Source organism: Pseudomonas maumuensis (assembly GCF_019139675.1).
GTDB lineage: Bacteria > Pseudomonadota > Gammaproteobacteria > Pseudomonadales > Pseudomonadaceae > Aquipseudomonas > Aquipseudomonas maumuensis.
Map to the genome: position 1 here is coordinate 2,626,069 of NZ_CP077077.1, position 18,406 is coordinate 2,644,474.

An 18,406-nucleotide genomic window follows, 5' to 3' on the forward strand; every position below is an offset into this window, starting at 1 on the left:
GCGACTTGGTGCGCTGGAACGCCGACGGCACCCTGGACTACCAGGGGCGCAACGATGACCAGGTGAAGATCCGCGGTGTGCGGGTCGAACTGGGCGAGATCGAGGCCGCGCTCAAGGCCCAGCCGGGCATCGCCGATGCCGTGGTGCTGGTACGTAACGAGCGTTTGCTGGCGTGGTTCACCGAAACCGCGGTGGTCGATCTCGACACCTTGCGCCAAGGGTTGCAAGCCAGCCTTCCAGGGCACTTGATACCGCAGGCCTTCGTCCGCCTGGACGCGCTGCCACTGACCAGCCACGGCAAGCTGGACCGCAAGGCGCTGCCGGATCCCGATCCCTCGGCCCTGGTTCGCCAAGCCTATGTCGCGCCTAGCGGTGCTTCCGAGGTGGCAATAGCCGCGATCTGGGCCGAAGTGCTGGGTATCGAGCAGGTCGGTCGCCACGACAACTTCTTCGAACTCGGCGGCCACTCGCTGCTGGCGGTGACCCTCACCGCGCGCCTGCGCCAGGCCGGCCTGCAGGCCGACGTGCGCACCCTGTTCGGCCAGCCGACGGTGGCGGCGCTGGCGGCGACCCTGGGCCAGGGCCATCAGGTCGAGGTCCCGGCCAACCGGATCCCGGCCGGCTGCACCCGGATCACCCCGGACATGCTGCCCCTGGTGGAGCTGGAACCGGCCGCCATCGAGCGCATCGTCGCCACGGTGCCGGGCGGCGCGGCCAACGTGCAGGACATCTACCCGCTGGCGCCGTTGCAGGAGGGCATCCTCTACCACCACCTCAGCTCGCCGGAGCACGACCCCTACGTGCTGGCCTCGCGCATGGCGTTCGCCAGCCACGAACGCCTGCGCGCCTTCGTCGATGCCCTGGGCAAGGTGATCGCCCGCCACGACGTGCTACGCACCTCGGTGCTGTGGGACGGCCTGCCGCAGGCGGTGCAGGTGGTGTGGCGCCAGGCCGCTCTGGCGGTGTTCGAGGTGGCGGATGAAGCCGCGGTGCCTTACGCCCTGGCCCTGGAACAGGCCCCTTTGGTGCGTCTGTATCACTGGCCGGACGCGCAAGGTCCAGGGTTGCTGGCCGCGTTGCAGTTCCACCATATCGTCCTCGACCATACCGCCCTGGATGTACTGGGCCGCGAGTTGGTCGGTTACCTGCAGGGCGAGGTGGTGCCCGCCGGGCAGGGCGCGCCGTACCGCAACTACGTGGCCCAGGCGCGCCTGGGCGTGAGCCAGGCCGAGCACGAGGCGTTCTTCCGCGAGCAACTGGGCGATATCGACGAGCCGACCTTGCCTTACGGCCTGGGCGACGTGCAGGTCGATGGCCAGGGCATCGAAGAGGCCCAGCTATGGCTGGACGCGGCCCTGTGCGCAGACCTGCGGCAACAGGCCCGGCAGTTGGGCGTCAGCGTCGCCAGCCTGTTCCACCTGGCCTACGGCCGTCTGCTGGCCGCCACCAGCGGCCGCGACAGCGTGGTGTTCGGCACCGTGCTGCTGGGCCGACTGGAGGCTGGCGAGGGCGCCGAACAGGCCTTGGGCATGTTCATCAACACCCTGCCGCTGCGCCTGGACCTGCAGGCCGCGACCCTGCAGGAGGCGGTGCATCAGACCCAGCAGCGCCTCAGCGCCTTGCTCGCCCACGAACACGCTTCGCTGGCCCTGGCCCAGCGCTGCAGCGGCGTACCGGCACCGGCGCCACTGTTCAGCGCGATGCTCAACTACCGTCACGGCTCCCAGGCGGACGAGGCCCAGCGCCTGGCGCTGCAGGGTATCGAGACCCTGCAGAGCAACGAGCGCAGCAACTATCCGCTGAGCCTGAGCGTGGACGACATCGGTGCAAGCTTCCGTTTGGTGGCCCTGGCCCCGGCGGCGGTCGGCGCCGCGCGGGTCTGCGAGCAGCTGCGGCAGGTGCTGCAGGCCATGGTCGAAGCGCTGGCACGCGAGCCACGCCACGCGTTGCTGCAACTGCCGGTACTGTCGCTCGATGAGCGCCGTCAGCTGCTGCACGACTGCAACCGCACGGCGCGGCCTCACGACCTGACTCAGACCCTCCAGGCGCTGTTCGAGGCCCAGGCCCTGCGTACGCCCGAGGCCGTGGCCATCTGCGCGGAGCAGGGTGAGCTGAGTTATATCCAGCTCAATGCCGAGGCCAACCGCCTGGCGCATCACCTGATCACACTGGGCGTGCAGCCCGATGACCGGGTGGCGATCTGCGTCGAGCGCGGCATGCCGCTGCTGGTCGGCCTGCTGGCGATCCTCAAGGCCGGTGGCGCCTACGTGCCGCTCGACCCGGACTATCCGGCCGAGCGCCTCGGCCACATGCTTGCCGACAGCCAGCCGCGGGCGCTGTTGGTGCATCAGGCCACCCGGGCCCTGGTGGGTTCGTCGGCGACGTTGGTCGACCTCGATCAGCCGACTTGGGGCGACCTGCCGGACAGCAATCCGCAGGTGCCTGGCCTGACCTCGGAGCACCTGGCCTATGTGATCTATACCTCCGGCTCTACTGGCGTGCCCAAGGGGGTGATGGTCGAGCACCGCAACGTGGTCAACCTGGTGCACTGGAGCGCCGGGCTGTTCCCGAGCGAAGGCGCGGTGCTGCACAAGACCCCGGTGAGCTTCGACGCTTCGGTGTGGGAGCTGTTCTGGCCGCTGTGCAACGGGCTGCGCCTGGTGCTGGCGCGCCCGGATGGCCAGCGCGACCCGCATTACCTGGCCGAGCTGATCGAGCGGCAACAAGTCGGCGTCGTGCAGTTCGTGCCGGCGTTGCTGCAGCAATTCCTCGACGAGGACGCCAGCGCCGCCTGCGCCAGCCTTACCGACATCGTCTGCGGTGGTGGCGAGCTGACCGAAGCCCTGGCCCGCCAGGTACGCGAGCGCTTGCCGCAGGTGTACCTGCACAACGTCTATGGCCCGACCGAAACCACGGTCGACTGCAGCGTCTGGACCCTGAAAGCGCGGGATCCGCTGCCGTCCGGAGCGCTGCCGATCGGCCGGCCGATCGACAACACCCGCCTGTACGTCCTCGACGCCCATGACCAGCCCGTGCCGTTCGGCGTTGCCGGTCAGTTGCACATCGGCGGGGCCGGGGTGACGCGGGGCTACCTGGGCTTGCCGGAGCAACAGGCCGAGCGTTTCATCGCCAGCCCGTTCGTTGGCGGTGAGCGTCTGTACCGCAGTGGCGACCTGGTGCGCCAGCGCCAGGACGGCGTGCTGGAGTTCCTCGGCCGCACCGACCACCAGATCAAGCTGCGCGGCCTGCGTATCGAGCCGGGCGAGATCGAAGCCTGCCTCACCCATGTGGCCGGGGTGCGCGAAGCCGTGGTGCTGGTGCATGACGCCCAGCCGGCCGGCCCGCGCCTGGTGGCCTATGTCACCGGCGAAGTGCCGCCGGCCGAGGCCCTGCGTGAGGCGTTGCTCGGGCAGCTGCCGGAATACATGGTGCCCGCATTGTTCATTCCGCTGCCGGCCCTGCCGCTGACCGCCAACGGCAAGCTCGACCGCAAGGCGCTGCCGGCAATTGACCTGCCGACCCGCGACTACGAGGCGCCAGCCGGCGATACCGAACAGCTGCTGGCGCGGATCTGGAGCGAGCTGCTGGGCGTGGAGCGGGTAGGGCGCCATGACAACTTCTTCGAACTGGGCGGCCACTCGCTGCTGGCGGTGACCCTCACCTCGCGCCTGCGCGAAGCAGGCCTGGAGGCCGACGTGCGCAGCCTGTTCGAACACCCGACGCTGGCAGGCTATGCCGCCATCACAGACAGAATGGAGATCGTCCTGTGAGCATCAACCAACTACTGGCGACACTGACCGCCAACAATGTCCAGCTGGCCCTCAAGGATGGCCAGCTGGTGGTCCAGGGCAATCGCCAGGCCTTGACCGACGCGGCCTTGGTGGCACGCTTGCGCGAGCACAAGCCGGCGCTGGTCGCCCTGCTGGAGCGCGGCGAATACGTGGCGGCGCGCCAGGGCAGCGTCGAAGTGCCGGAAAACCGCATCCCCGCCGATTGCGAGCGCATCACCTGCGCCATGCTCAGCCTGGCCGAACTCGACCAGGACAGCCTCGACCAGCTGGTCGCGGCCATCCCCGGCGGGGCGGCCAACGTGCAGGACATCTACCCGCTGGTGCCGCTGCAACAGGGCATGCTGTTCCACCACGCCAGTGCCGGCGAGCATGATCCCTATGTGATGCAGGCGCGCTTCGTGTTTGCCGACAGCAGCCGGGTCGAGGCCTTCGCCCAGGCGCTGCAAGGGGTGATCGAACGCCACGACATCCTGCGCACCTCGGTGCATTGGAAGACCCTGGAAACGCCGCTGCAGGTGGTCTGGCGCAAGGCCCGGCTGCGTGTCGTGCAACTGGCTCCCGGCGCATTGCCCGACACCGGCTTCGACCTGACCCAGGCCCCGCTGATCCGCCTGCAGTGCCAGGCGCCGGGGCCCGGCGGGCAGGTCCACGCCACCCTGCAGTTCCACCACGTGGCCATGGACCACAGCGCCCTGGAAGTGGTGCGCCACGAGATGCTCGCCTTCCTGCTCGGCGAGAGTACACATCTGGGCCGGCCGGTGCCGTTTCGCAACCATGTGGCCCAGGCCCTGCTGGGCGTGAGCGAGGCCGAGCACGAGGCGTTCTTCCGCGACATGCTCGGTGCCGTCGACGGGCCGACCCTGGCCTATGGCCTGGGCGATGTGCAGGGCGACGGCGCGGCGCTGAACGAGCACGCCCTGGATCTCGACCTGCCGTTGTGCCGCGACCTGCGCAGCCAGGCGCGCAGCCAGGGGGTGAGCGTCGCCAGCCTGTTCCACCTGGCCTGGGCGCGGGTGCTGGGCGGCCTGACCGGGCGCGAGCAGGTGGTGTTCGGCACCGTGCTGATGGGGCGCCTGCAAGGCGCCGAGGCCACCGACCGGGCGCTGGGCATCTTCATCAATACCTTGCCGCTGCGGGTCGACCTGGATGCCGCCGACCTGGCCACGGCGATCAAGGCCACCCACCAGCGTCTGAGCACGCTGATGCGCCACGAGCATGCGCCCCTGGCCCTGGCCCAGCGCTGCAGCGGCGTGGCGGCGCCGACCCCGCTGTTCAACGCCTTGCTCAACTACCGCCACAGCGCGCCCTCAGGCTCCGAGGCGGTGCGCCGGGCAGGCTGGGCAGGTATCGAGATCGTGCATGCCGCCGAGGCCACCAACTACCCGCTGACCTTGAGTGTCGACGACTTCGGCGAAGCCTTCCGCCTGACCTTGCTGGCCAGCCCAGAAGTGCCGGCGCAACGCGTCTGCGCCTATCTGCAGCAGACCCTGCGCAGCCTGCTTGCAGCCTTGAACCAGGCACCCGCGGTTGCAGTCCGCGCGTTGCCGATGCTGCCGGACGAAGAGCGCGAACACATACTGCAAACCTTCAACCAGACCCCTGGCACCACGGATGCTCATGGGCCGTTGCACCAGCGTATCGAAGCCGTGGCCCAGGCCCATCCGCAGGCCCTGGCCGCCTCCTGCGACGACCAGTCGCTGAGCTACCTGCAGTTGAATCAGCTCGCCAACGCCCTGGCCCATAAGCTGATCGGCCTGGGCGTGCGCCCCGACGACCGGGTGGCGGTGTTCGCCCGGCGCGGCCTGGACACCTTGGTCGGCCTGCTCGCGGTGCTCAAGGCCGGCGCCGCCTACGTGCCGGTGGACCCGGCACACCCCGACGAGCGCGTGCGCTACCTGCTGGATGACAGCGCGCCAGTGGCCGTGCTGACCCAACAAGCGCTGCGCGGCCGCCTGGGCACGCGCGCGGCGCCGGTGCTGGCACTCGACCAGCCGGACTGGCCGGCGCGCCACGATGATCCCCAGGTGAGCGGTCTCGGCCCGGCGCACCTGGCCTATGTGATCTATACCTCAGGCTCCACCGGCCAGCCCAAGGGGGTGATGGTCGAACACCGCAACCTGAACAACCTGGTGGACTGGCACTGCCGCGCGTTCGACCTGTGCCAGGGGCGCCACACCTCGAGCCTGGCCGGCTTCGGTTTCGACGCCATGGCCTGGGAAGTCTGGCCGGCGCTGTGCGCGGGGGCGACCCTGCACCTGGCCCCGTCCAGCGAAGGCCATGAAGACCTCGACGCGCTGCTGGCCTGGTGGCGCGCCCAGCCGCTGGATGTCAGTTTCCTGCCCACGCCGGTGGCCGAGTATGCCTTCAGCCACCAGCTCGAGCACCCGACCCTGCGTACCTTGCTGATCGGCGGCGATCGCCTGCGCCAGTTCAACCGCACCCAGACCTTCGTCGTGGTCAACAACTACGGCCCCACCGAGACCACCGTGGTAGCCAGCTCCGGCGTGGTGGAGGCGGGCGGCGCCCTGCACATCGGTGGAGCTGTCGACAACGCCCGCCTGTATGTGCTCGATGCGTACCTGCAGCCCGTGCCCCTGGGTGTGCCCGGCGAGCTCTACATCGGCGGCGCCGGGGTCGCCCGCGGCTACCTGGACCGCGCGCAACTGACCCGCGAACGCTTCCTCGACGACCCGTTCAGCACGACACCCGGTGCACGCATGTACCGCACCGGCGACCTGGTGCGGTGGCTGGCCGACGGCACCCTCGATTACCTGGGCCGCAACGACGACCAGGTGAAGATTCGCGGCGTGCGCATCGAGCTGGGCGAGATCGAAAGCCGCCTGAACGGCCTGCCGGGCATCGGCGAGGCGGTGGTGGTGGCCCGCGAGGACCAGCCCGGCCAACCACGGCTGGTGGCCTACTTCACCGCCCAGTCGGGCCTGGAACCGGCCCAGCCTGAGCAGTTGCGCGCGCAGTTGCTGGCCCATCTGCCGGAGTACATGGTGCCGGTGGCGTATGTGTCGCTGGACGCACTGCCCCTGACCGCCAACGGCAAGCTCGACCGCCGTGCGCTACCAGCGCCGGAACGCTCGGCCCTGTTCGAGCGTACCTACGTGGCCCCCGAGGGTGAGCTGGAACAGGCCCTGGCCCAGGTGTGGGGCGAGCTGCTGCACGTGGAGCGGGTTGGTCGGCATGACCACTTCTTCTCGCTGGGCGGGCATTCGCTGCTGGCCATGCGCATGGTTTCCCAGGTGCGCTTGCGCCTCGGCGTGGAACTGGCCCTGGCCGACCTGTTCGCCAATCCCGAGCTGGCGGCGGTGGCCCAGGTGCTGGCCGGCGCCGGGCGCAGCGAGCTGCCAGCGCTGGTCGCGGTGTCCCGTGAGCAACCCTTGCCGCTGTCGTTTGCCCAGCAGCGCCTGTGGTTCCTCGCGCAACTGGAAGGCGGCAGCCAGGCCTACAATGTGCCGCTGGCGCTGGGCCTGCGCGGAGCACTGGATGCCGATGCGCTGGAGGCCGCCTTGCTGCGCATCGTCGCGCGCCATGAGAGCCTGCGCAGTCGCTTCGTGCCCTGCGGCGACAGTGCCGAGGTGATCATCGCCGCGACCCCGCAACCCGGCTGGCTGCAGCGCCGGACGCTGGCGCCGCAGGCATTGGCCGTGTACCTGCGCGACGAGGCCGCCGCGCCCTTCGACCTGACAACGGGGCCGTTGCTGCGGGCCAGCCTGCTGCGCCTGGGTGAGGCGCACCATGTGCTGCTGCTCACCCTGCACCATATCGTTGCCGATGGCTGGTCCCTCGGCGTGCTGACCCGCGAATTGAGCGCGCTGTATCCGGCGCTGCGCGAGGGCAGGGACGACCCGTTGCCGGCGCTGGCCATCCAGTACGCCGACTACGCCGTGTGGCAGCGGCGCTGGCTGGCCGGTGAGCAACTGCAACGCCAGGCCGACTATTGGCGCCAGGCCCTGGACGGCGCGCCGACCCTGCTAAGCCTGCCCAGCGACCGGCCACGACCGGCGCGCCAGGATTTCAGTGGCGCCAGCCTGGCGCTGCAGCTGGATGCGCGCCTGGGGGCCGGCCTGCGGGCCCTGGCCCAACGGCACCAGGTGACCCTGTACATGGTTCTGCTCGGCGCCTGGGCCGCCACCCTGGCCCGGCTTTGCGGGCAGTCCGAGGTGGTGGTGGGCTGCCCGGTGGCCGGGCGCGGGCGCGCCGAACTGGAGCCGTTGGTCGGCCTGTTCGTCAATACCCTGGCCCTGCGTATCGATACCGCCGGCGCGCCAAGCACCGAGCGCCTGCTGGCGCAAGTCAAGGCGCGCCTGCTCGACGCCCAGGCGCACCAGGACCTGCCTTTCGAACAGGTGGTGGAGATCGTCCGGCCGGCGCGCAGCCTCGGCCATACCCCGTTGTTCCAGACCACCCTCAACTGGCTGGCCACCGAGGGCGCCGCGCCGACCCTGGCGGGGCTGCAGCTGGAAGGCGTGGCACAGGTCGGCCAGGTGGCCAAGTTCGACCTGTCGCTGAGCATGGGCGAGCAGGGCGAGGCACTGGTCGGCAGCCTCGAGTACGCCACAGCGTTGTTCGACGAAAGCACCGTGCGCCGCTTCGCCGGTTATTTCGACAGTATGCTGCGCGCCATGCTGGCCAATGACCAGGCGCCGCTGGCCGAGGTCGAACTGGTGGGCGAGGCCGAGCGCAAGCGCCTGCTGGACACCTTCAATCGCAGTGCCCTGGCGTTCCCGAACGGGCAGACCGTGCATGGCCTGGTCGAGGCCCAGGCGGTCCGCACACCGCAGGCACTGGCCGCCAGCCAAGACGACATGACCCTGTCCTATGGCGAGTTGAACCAGCGCGCCAACGCACTGGCCCATTACCTGCTCGGGCAGGGTGTCGGCCCCGACGAGCGGGTGGCGGTGGTGGCCCGCCGAGGCCTAGACACCCTGGTGGCGTTGCTGGCGGTGCTCAAGGCCGGCGGCGCCTACGTGCCGGTGGACCCGGCGCACCCGGACGAGCGGCTGCGCTATCTGCTCGAGGACAGCGCCCCGGTGGTGGTGCTGGCGCAGCAGGCATTGCTGGCGCGTCTTGCAGGACTGGGCGTGGCGGCGCAGGCACTGGACAGGCCGCACTGGCCGGAGCGGGTGGACAACCCCGTGGTCCATGGCCTGCAGGCCAGCCACCTGGCCTACGTGATCTACACCTCCGGCTCCACCGGCCAGCCCAAGGGCGTGATGGTCGAGCACCGCACCCTGGCCAACCTGGTGCACTGGCACTGCAAGGCCTTCGAACTCGGCGCCGGGGATCATACCGCCAGTGTCGCCGGCTTCGGTTTCGACGCCATGGCCTGGGAAGTATGGTCGGCCCTGTGCGCCGGGGCGGTGCTGCACTTGCCACCGGCGCAGTTGGGCAACGAGCAGCTCGACGGTCTGCTGGCCTGGTGGCTGGAGCAACCCCTGAAGGTGGCGTTCCTGCCGACCCCGGTCGCCGAGTACGCCTTCGCCCAGGGGCTGCGCCACCCGACCCTGCGCACCTTGCTGATCGGCGGCGACCGCCTGCGCCAGTTCAACAGCGACCCCGGCTTTGTCGTGGTCAACAACTACGGCCCTACCGAGGCGACCGTGGTCGCCACCTCGGGCCTGGTGCTGCCTGGCGGCGTGCTGGACATCGGCCGGCCGATCGCCAATGCCCGCGTGTACCTGCTGGATGAGGCGCGGCAGTTGGTGCCGTGCGGTGTGGCCGGCGAACTCTACGTGGGTGGCGCCGGCGTGGCGCGGGGCTACCTGAATCGCGCAGAGCTGAGCGCCGAGCGCTTCCTCGACGATCCGTTCAGCGAGGTGCCCGGGGCACGCATGTACCGCACCGGCGACCTGGCGCGCTGGAATGCCGACGGTACCCTGGACTACCTGGGGCGCAACGACGACCAGGTGAAAGTGCGCGGCCTGCGCATCGAACTGGGCGAAATCGAGGCGCAGTTGCTCGCCCTGGAGGGTGTCGCCGAAGCCCTGGTGCTGGCCCGCGAGGACCAGCCCGGGCAGCCGCGGCTGGTGGCCTATTACATTGCCGGCGCCGAGGCGCAGCCGGTCGGTACCCTGCGCGCTGCGTTGCAACAGCGCCTGCCGGCCTACATGGTGCCGGCGGCCTGGGTACGGCTGGATGCGTGGCCGTTGACCGCCAATGGCAAGGTCGACCGCAAGGCCCTGCCGTTACCCGAGCGCGAAGCGGACAGCCAGGCCTACGAGGCCCCGGCTGGGGCCTTGGAGGTTGCCCTGGCCGAGCTGTGGTGCGAGTTGCTGCAGTTGGAACGGGTAGGCCGTCAGGACCGCTTCTTCGAACTGGGCGGCCATTCGCTGCTGGCCATGCGCATGGTGGGCCAGGTGCGCTCGCGGCTGGGCCTTGAACTGTCGCTGGGCGAGCTGTTCGCCGACGACCGCCTGCTGGCGGTGGCGGCGACCCTGGCTGAGGATCGCCATGACGTACTGCCGGCCATCGAGCCGGCGCCGCGCGGCCAGTCCCTGCCGCTGTCGTTCGCCCAGCAACGGCTGTGGTTCCTGGCGCAGATGGATGATGCCAGCGCCGCCTACCATATTCCCCTGGGCCTGGCCTTGCGCGGCCCGCTGGACCGTGCCGCCCTGGAGCGGGCGCTGGAGCGCATCGTCGAACGCCACGAGAGCCTGCGCAGCCACTTCACCCAGGCAGGCGCCGAGGCGCGGGTGCGGGTGGCGCCCGGACGGGGCGGCTTCGCCCTGGCCTGGCACGACCTGCGCGGCGCGGCGCAGCAGTTGCCCGAACTGATGCAGGCCGAGGCGTTGCTGCCCTTCGACCTGGCGCACCAGTTGCCGGTGCGCGGCCGCCTGCTGTGCCTGGCGGCGGAGCACCATGTGCTGCTGCTGACCTTGCACCATATCGTTGCCGACGGCTGGTCGATGGGGGTGTTCACCCAGGAGCTGGCGGCGTTGTACCAGGCCTTCAGCGAAGGCCGCGACGACCCGTTGCCGGCACTGGCGATCCAGTACGGCGACTACGCCCTGTGGCAGCGTCGCTGGCTGAGTGGTGACGCCTTGCAGCGCCAGGGCGACTACTGGAGCCAGGCCCTGGCCGGCGCGCCGGTGCTGCTGACCCTGCCCACCGACCGGCCGCGACCGGCCCGTCAGGACTACCTCGGCGACCGCGTCGAAGTGCGCCTGGACCGGCGCCTGAGCGAAGACCTGCGGGCGCTGTCCCTGCGCCATGGGGTCACTCCCTTCATGCTTTTCGCCGGCGCCTGGGCGGTACTGCTGGCGCGCCTGTCCGGCCAGGCCGAGGTGGTGATCGGCACCCCGGTGGCCAATCGCCGGCAGGCCGAGGTCGAGGGGCTGATCGGCTTGTTCGTCAACTCCCTGGCGCTACGCATCGATACCGCCGGCAGCCCCGATGTCGGCGCGCTGCTGGCCCGGGTCAAGGCCTGCGTGAGCCAGGCCCAGGACCATCAGGACCTGCCCTTCGAACAGGTAGTGGAACGCTTGCACCCGCCGCGCAGCCTGGCCCACACACCGCTGTACCAGGTATCGCTGGCGTGGAACGGCGTGCCGGGCGAGGCCCTGCGCCTGGGTGAGCTGCAGCTGGAGGCGCTGGGCGGCGCGCAGACCTTCGCCAAGTTCGACCTGACCCTGAGCCTGGGCGAGACCGCCGATGGCTACGGCGGCGCCCTGGAGTTCGCCACCGCGCTGTTCGACCGGGCGACCATCGAGCGGCACCTGGGTTACCTGGAGCAACTGCTGTGGGCAATGGCGGGCAGCGACCAGGCCGTGCCGGCGAAGGTCGAGCTGCTCGGCGCCGCCGAGCGTCGCCAGGAACTGGTGGCCTGCAACGCCAGCGAGCGGATCGGCGGCCTGCAGCAACCACTGCATGCGCTGTTCGAGGCGCAGGTGACGCGTACGCCGCAGGCCATCGCGGTGCAGGCCGAGGACGGGCAACTGACCTACGCCGAACTGAATGCAGCGGCCAACCGCTTGGCGCACCGCCTGATCGAACAGGGTGTGGTCGCCGACAGCCGGGTCGCCGTGTGCCTGGCGCGGGGGCCAGGGTTGCTGGTCGGGTTGCTGGCGGTGCTCAAGGCCGGTGGCGCCTATGTGCCGCTGGATCCGGGCTACCCGGATGAGCGCCTGGCGTACATGCTCGAAGACAGCGCGCCGCTGGCGTTGCTGGTGGATGCCGCCAGCAACCGGCGCTTCAGCGACAGCCCGGTGGCGCGGTTGGACCTCGACCAGCCGGACTGGACCGAGCAGTCGCCGGACAATCCGCAGGTACCTGGTCTTGGCGCCCGCCACCTGGCCTACGTGATCTACACCTCCGGCTCCACCGGCACGCCGAAAGGGGTGATGGTCGAGCACCGCAGCCTGTGCAACCTGGTGCACTGGAGTTCGCGGCTGATCGCCCCGAGCGCCGCAGGCGCGCTGCTGCACAAGACCCCGGTGAGCTTCGATGCGTCGGTTTGGGAGCTGTTCTGGCCGTTGTGTGCTGGCCTGCGCCTGGTGCTGGCGCGCCCGGATGGCCAGCGCGACCCGGACTACCTGGCGGCGCTGATCCAGCGCCAGCGGGTCAGCGTGGTGCAGTTCGTCCCCGCGCTGCTGCAGCAGTTCCTCGCCCTGGAGGCCAGCGCGGCCTGCGCCAGCCTCACCGATGTGGTCTGTGGCGGTGGCGAGCTGACTTCGGCGTTGCTGCGCCAGTTGCGCGAGCGCCTGCCGCAGGTGCGGCTGCACAACGTCTACGGCCCTACCGAGGCCACCGTCGACTGCAGCGTCTGGACCCTCGAGCCCCAACAGCCCGTGCCCGAAGGGGCGCCACCGATCGGTCGGCCGATCGCCAACACCCGACTGTATGTGCTCGACAGCCATGGCCTGCCGGTACCGCAAGGCGTGGTGGGCGAGCTGTACATCGGTGGTGTCGGTGTGGCGCGTGGCTATCTGGGCCTGCCGGTGCTGGAGGCAGAACGTTTCGGGGCCAGCCCGTTCGTGGTCGATGAGCGCCTGTATCGCAGCGGCGACCTGGTGCGTCGTCGCGCCGATGGCGAGCTGGAGTTCCTTGGCCGCAACGATTTCCAGGTGAAACTGCACGGTCTGCGTATCGAGCTGGGCGAGATCGAGGCCTGCCTGGCCAGCCATCCGCATGTGCGCGAAGTGGCGGTGCTGCTGCGCGGCGAGCGCCTGGTCGCCTGGTTCACGGCCGACGATGGCGCGCCGGGCGTGGCGGCATTGCGCAAGCATGCCCAGGCACGTTTGCCGGACTACATGGTGCCGTCGGCCTATGTGGCACTGCCGGCCATGCCATTGACGGCCAATGGCAAGCTCGACCGCCAGCGGCTGCCCGACCCCGGTGCCGACGCGGTGCTCAGCCGTGCCTACGAGGCGCCGCAAGGCGAGGCCGAGCGCCATCTGGCGGCGCTATGGGCCGAGTTGCTCAACGTGCCGAGGGTAGGGCGCCAGGACCATTTCTTCGAGCTCGGTGGCCACTCGCTGCTGGCCGTGACCCTGATCGCCCGCTTGCGCGCCGAGGGCCTGGACGCGGACATCCGCGTGCTGTTCGCTGAACCGACCCTGGCCGCCGTGGCCGCGACCCTGGGCCAGCATGGCGGGAGCCGGGTGCCGGCCAACCGCATCGGCCCCGATTGCCGGCGCATCACGCCGGACTTGCTGCCGTTGGTGGCGCTGGAACAGTCGCACATCGAGCGGATTGTTGACCAGGTGCCTGGCGGTGCCGCCAATGTGCAAGATATCTACCCGCTGGGGCCGTTGCAGGCGGGGATTCTCTATCACCACCTGGCCAGCGAGGGTGACGACCCCTACCTGCTGCAGGCGCGTTTCGCGGTGACCGACCAGGCTCGGTTGGAGGCGTTGCGCCAGGCGCTGGACCAGGTGATTGCCCGGCACGACATCCTGCGCTCTTCGTTGTACTGGGACGGTCTAGCGCAGCCGGTGCAGGTGGTATGGCGCCAGGCGGCGTTGCCCATGCAGGAGCTGGCCGTGGATGAGCCGATCAGCTTGCGCCTGGACCTGACCCGCGCGCCGCTGCTGCGCCTGGTGCACAGCGAGGACCCGAGCAGCGGGCGTATCACCGCCACCTTGCTGTTCCACCACCTGGTAATGGACCACGTGGCCCAGGATGTGTTGCGCGCCGAATTGCAGGCCTGCCTGCTCGGCGAGCAGCTGCGCTTGCCGCCGCCGGTGCCGTACCGCAACTACATCGCCCAAGTGCTGCGGGGAGCCGGCGAGGCCGAGCATGAGGCGTACTTCCGCGAGCAGTTGGGCGATATCGACGAGCCAACCCTGGCCTACGGTCCGCATCCGCTGGCCCACGCCGACGCCGTGGCCGAAGCCCAGCACTGGCTCGACGACGGGCTGGCGCGGCAGGCCCGCGAACAGGCGCGGCTGCTGGGTGTCGGCGCGGCCAGCCTGATGCACCTGGCCTGGGGCCTGGTGTTGGGGCAGTTGTCGGGGCGTGACAGCGTGGTGTTCGGCACCGTGCTGCTCGGTCGCCTGCAGGGTGGTGAAGGCATGGAGCGGGCCTTGGGCGTGTTCATCAACACCTTGCCGCTGCGCCTGGACGTGGGCCGCCTGCCGGTGCGCGAGGCGCTGCTGGACACCCATCGCCGGCTGACCGGGCTGTTGGTGCATGAGCATGCGCAACTGGCCCTGGCCCAACGCTGCAGTGCGCTGCCGCCCGGCGCGCCGCTGTTCAGCGCCTTGCTCAACTACCGCCACAGTGCCGCCGCGCTGGCCCATGACACTGCCAGTGGGCGTGCCTGGCTGGGCATCGAGCTGCTGCATGCGCAGGAACGCAGCAACTACCCGCTGGCCCTGAGCATCGACGACCTCGGGGAGCGCTTCAGCCTGACCGCGCAGTGCGCGGCGGGCCTGGACGCCCGGCGTCTGTGCGGTTACTTCGAGCAGGCTCTCGCACACCTGGTCGAGGCCCTGTCGCATGATCCCGAGCAAGGCCTGGAGCGGCTGGACATCGTGCCGGCCGAGGAGCGTCGTCGATTGCTCGGCTACAACGCCACGCAGCGCGACTACCCCAGGTCGGTGCCCGTGCAGCGCCTGTTCGAGCAACAGGTGGCGCGCCATCCATTGGCGCTGGCGGCGCTGCATGATGAGCGTCAGCTGAGTTACGCCGAGCTCAATGAGCAGGCCAACCGCCTGGCGCACTGGCTGATCGGCGAGGGGGTGGCGGCCGGCGATCATGTGGCGATCCTGCTGCCACGCTCGCTGCCTTTGCTGGTCGCGCAGTTGGCCGTGCTCAAGTGTTCGGCGATCTACGTGCCGCTGGACATCAACGCCCCGGCCGAGCGCCAGGCGTTCATGGTCAAGGACTGCCAGGCGGTAATGCTGCTGACCCTCGGCAGCCTGGCGGTGGATTGCGAGGCGCGACGCATCGACCTGGACTGCCTGACGCTGGACGAGCAGCCCGCGCACAACCCGGGCCTGACCCTGGAGACCGACGCGGTGGCCTACGTGATGTACACCTCCGGCTCCACCGGCACACCGAAAGGCGTGCGGGTGACTCATCGCGGCATCGCCCGGCTGGTGCTGAACAACGGTTATGCCGACTTCAACGCCACGGACCGTTTCGCCTTCGTCGCCAACCCGGCGTTCGACGCCGCGACCATGGATGTCTGGGGCGGCCTGCTCAACGGCGGCCAGGTGCTGGTGATCGACCACCAGACCCTGGTCGAGCCGGCGCAGTTCGCCGCCGCCCTGCGCCAGGGCGGCGCCAGCGTGATGTTCGTCACCACGGCGCTGTTCAACCAGTATGTGCAGCTGATCCCCGAAGCCCTGGCCGGGCTGCGCATCCTGCTGTGCGGCGGCGAGCGCGGCGAGCCTGCCAGCTTCCGCGCCTTGTTGGCCCGGGCGCCGCAGTTGCGCCTGGTGCACTGCTACGGGCCTACCGAGACCACCACCTTCGCCACCGCCAGCACGGTGCGGGCGGTAGTCGACGGCGCCGAGCATGTGCCGATCGGCGGCCCGATCGGCAACACCACGGCCTATGTCCTCGATTGCCACGGGCGCTTGCTGCCCGAAGGCGTCACCGGCGAGCTGTACATCGGTGGCGACGGCGTCGCCCTCGGCTACCTGAATCGTCCGCAGTTGACCGCCGAACGCTTCCTCGACGATCCGTTCGCCGCATCTGCCGGGGCGAGGTTGTACCGCACCGGTGACCTGGCCCGCTGGCGCGAGGATGGCCAGCTGGAATGCCTGGGCCGCACCGACGACCAGGTGAAGATCCGTGGTTTCCGCATCGAGCTGGGCGAGATCGAGCAGCACCTGGCCCAGTGCCCGGGACTGGAGGAGGCCGTGGTCATGGCCTTGCGCCTGGAACAGGGGCCGTTGCGCCTGGTGGCGTGGTACACCCGTACCGACATGGACCTGGACGGTGCGGCACTGCGCGCTTTCCTGCGCGATCGGTTGCCGGAGTACATGTTGCCGGCGGCGTTCGTCGCACTCGAGGCGCTGCCGTTGACCAACAATGGCAAGGTCGACCGGCGGGCGTTGCCGCTGCCGGGCGCGCAAGACCTTGCCGTGGCGGTGTTCGAGGCGGCGGTTACGCCTGTGGAGCAGGCGTTGGCCGCGCTGTGGGCGCAGGTGCTGGAGGTCGAGCGGGTGGGGCGGCATGACAGCTTCTTCGAGCTGGGCGGGCATTCGCTGTCGGCGATTCGCCTGGTGGGCGAGATGCGCCAGGCCGGCCTGCACACGACCCTGGCCCAGCTGTTCCAGCACCCGACCATTGCCGCCCTGGCGCCGTTGCTCGACGAGGTGGCGGCCGAGGATGAGGCGCAAGGCCTGGTCACGGTGCGTGCCGCAGGCAGCCAGCCAGCACTGTTCCTGATCCATGAGTTCAGTGGCCTGGACCTGTATTTCCCGGTCCTGGGGCGGCATATCGAAGGTGATTTCCCGGTCTATGGGCTGGCCGGCGTCGCCGTCGGGCAGGCGCAACTGAATACCATGGAGTGCCTGGCGGCGCGCCTGGTGCGGCAGATTCGCGCCGTGCAGCCACACGGACCGTATCGCCTGGCCGGCTGGTCGTTCGGCGGTGTGCTGGCCTACGAGGTAGCGGCGCAATTGCTGGGCGCGGACGAGCCGGTGGCCTTCGTCGGCCTGGTCGACACCTACGTGCCGCGCCTGAGCGACCAGGGCAAGGCGCGCTGGCAAGGGCCGCACCTGGTGCAAGCGCAGTTGCTGCTGCATTGCCGCGTGCACTGGCAGGCGCAGGGCGAGGCGGGGGCTATGCAACTGGCCGAGATCGAGGCGTTGCAGCCGGGCGCATTGCCCTTCGAGGCGCTGCTTGCCCTCTGCCGTGAGCGACAGTTGCTGGTGCCGGGCCTGGCCCAGGCCAGCGATGGACAGTTGCGCCACTTCTTCGAGCGTCACCTGGCCCATGGCCATGCCCTGGCTCACTATCGCCTGGCGCCGTTGCCGGTGCCACTGCACCTGTTCATCGCCGAACAGCGCAGCGCCGGTATCGTCACCGACAGCCCGAGCCTGGGCTGGGCCGAGGCCTTGCCTGGGCAGGAGCTGAAGTGCCAGAGCGTGCCGGGCGATCACCAGAGCATGGTGCAGGACCCGCAAGCCGCCGTGCTCGGCCAGACCATCGCCCAGGCAATGCAGGCCGCGTCGGCGCTCGCGCCGGCGGCGCACCAGCCGCTACTGGCGATCCAGAGTGGCGTGCCGGGCCATGTGCCGGTGTTCTGCGTGCCGGGCGCCGGCGACAGCGTGACCAGCTTCATCGGCCTGGCCGAGGCGCTGGGGCCGGATTGGCCGGTGCATGGCCTGCAGGCGCGTGGCCTGGCTGCGGGTGAAGTGCCCCATTGCTCGGTCGAGGTGGCCGCGGCGTGCCATGTCCAGGCCATCGAGGCGTTGTACCCCGAAGGGCCGTTGAACCTGGTCGGGCACTCGTTCGGTGGCTGGGTGGCCCATGCCATGGCGATACGCCTGCAGGCCAAGGGGCGCGAGGTGCGCTCCCTGACCCTGATCGACAGCGAGGCGCCGGGCGCGGGGGGCAGTTGCGGCAAGCCGTACACCTTTACCCAAGCGTTGCAGCGGCTTGTCGAGTCGTTGCAACTGTCCACCGGCAAGACGTTGGACATCGAGCCTATAGCCTTCGCCGAAACCGACGATCAGGAGCAACTGCGCCAGTTGCACGCGGCGATGGTACGGGTCGGCCTGATGCCGTCGCGCTCTTCGCCACAGGCACTTGAAGGCGTGGTGCGTACCTTCGCCACGGCGCTGCGTACGGTGTATCGCCCCGAGGGTCGCTTCAACGGTTTGGCGCGGCTGGTGCTGGTGGCCGATCCGGGCCTGGACGCCGCCGGCAACCAGGGCGAGCAACAAGCCATGGAAGACGGCTGGCGTGAATGGCTGTCGCAGCTGGAGGTATGGCAGGGGCCGGGCAACCACTTCAGCATCCTCAAGGTGCCGGATGTGTTCAGCCTGGCCGCCTGGTGGCATGACGGGCAGGCCCTGTATCACAGCAGGGTGAAGCAGTAACACCGTCGTGGGCGTGGGTGTGCTGCGCGATGGCATCGCCTCGGTTGATGCTGTCGCAGGGCAAGCCCGCGCCCACGGGACCTCATCGGATTGTGGAAGAACGGT

Annotated in this window: 2 protein-coding genes (1 of these 2 cut by a window edge); both read left to right on the top strand. The window is 69.8% G+C overall.

The window, feature by feature from the left end; translation table 11 throughout:
* Positions 1–3,770, top strand: the 3' portion of a protein-coding gene (locus KSS90_RS11835; RefSeq protein ID WP_217869535.1) for a non-ribosomal peptide synthase/polyketide synthase. 21,679 nt of this gene lie to the left of the window's left edge; only the last 3,770 of its 25,449 coding nucleotides appear in the window; the start codon falls outside the window, past its left edge; its stop codon occupies positions 3,768–3,770.
* The gene (locus KSS90_RS11840) at positions 3,767–18,301 is read left to right on the top strand and encodes a non-ribosomal peptide synthetase (protein WP_217869536.1); all 14,535 of its coding nucleotides are present in this window, start codon (positions 3,767–3,769) and stop codon (positions 18,299–18,301) included. The genes KSS90_RS11835 and KSS90_RS11840 overlap by 4 nt, the downstream gene beginning before the upstream one ends.
* The last annotated feature ends 105 nt before the right edge of the window (positions 18,302–18,406 follow it).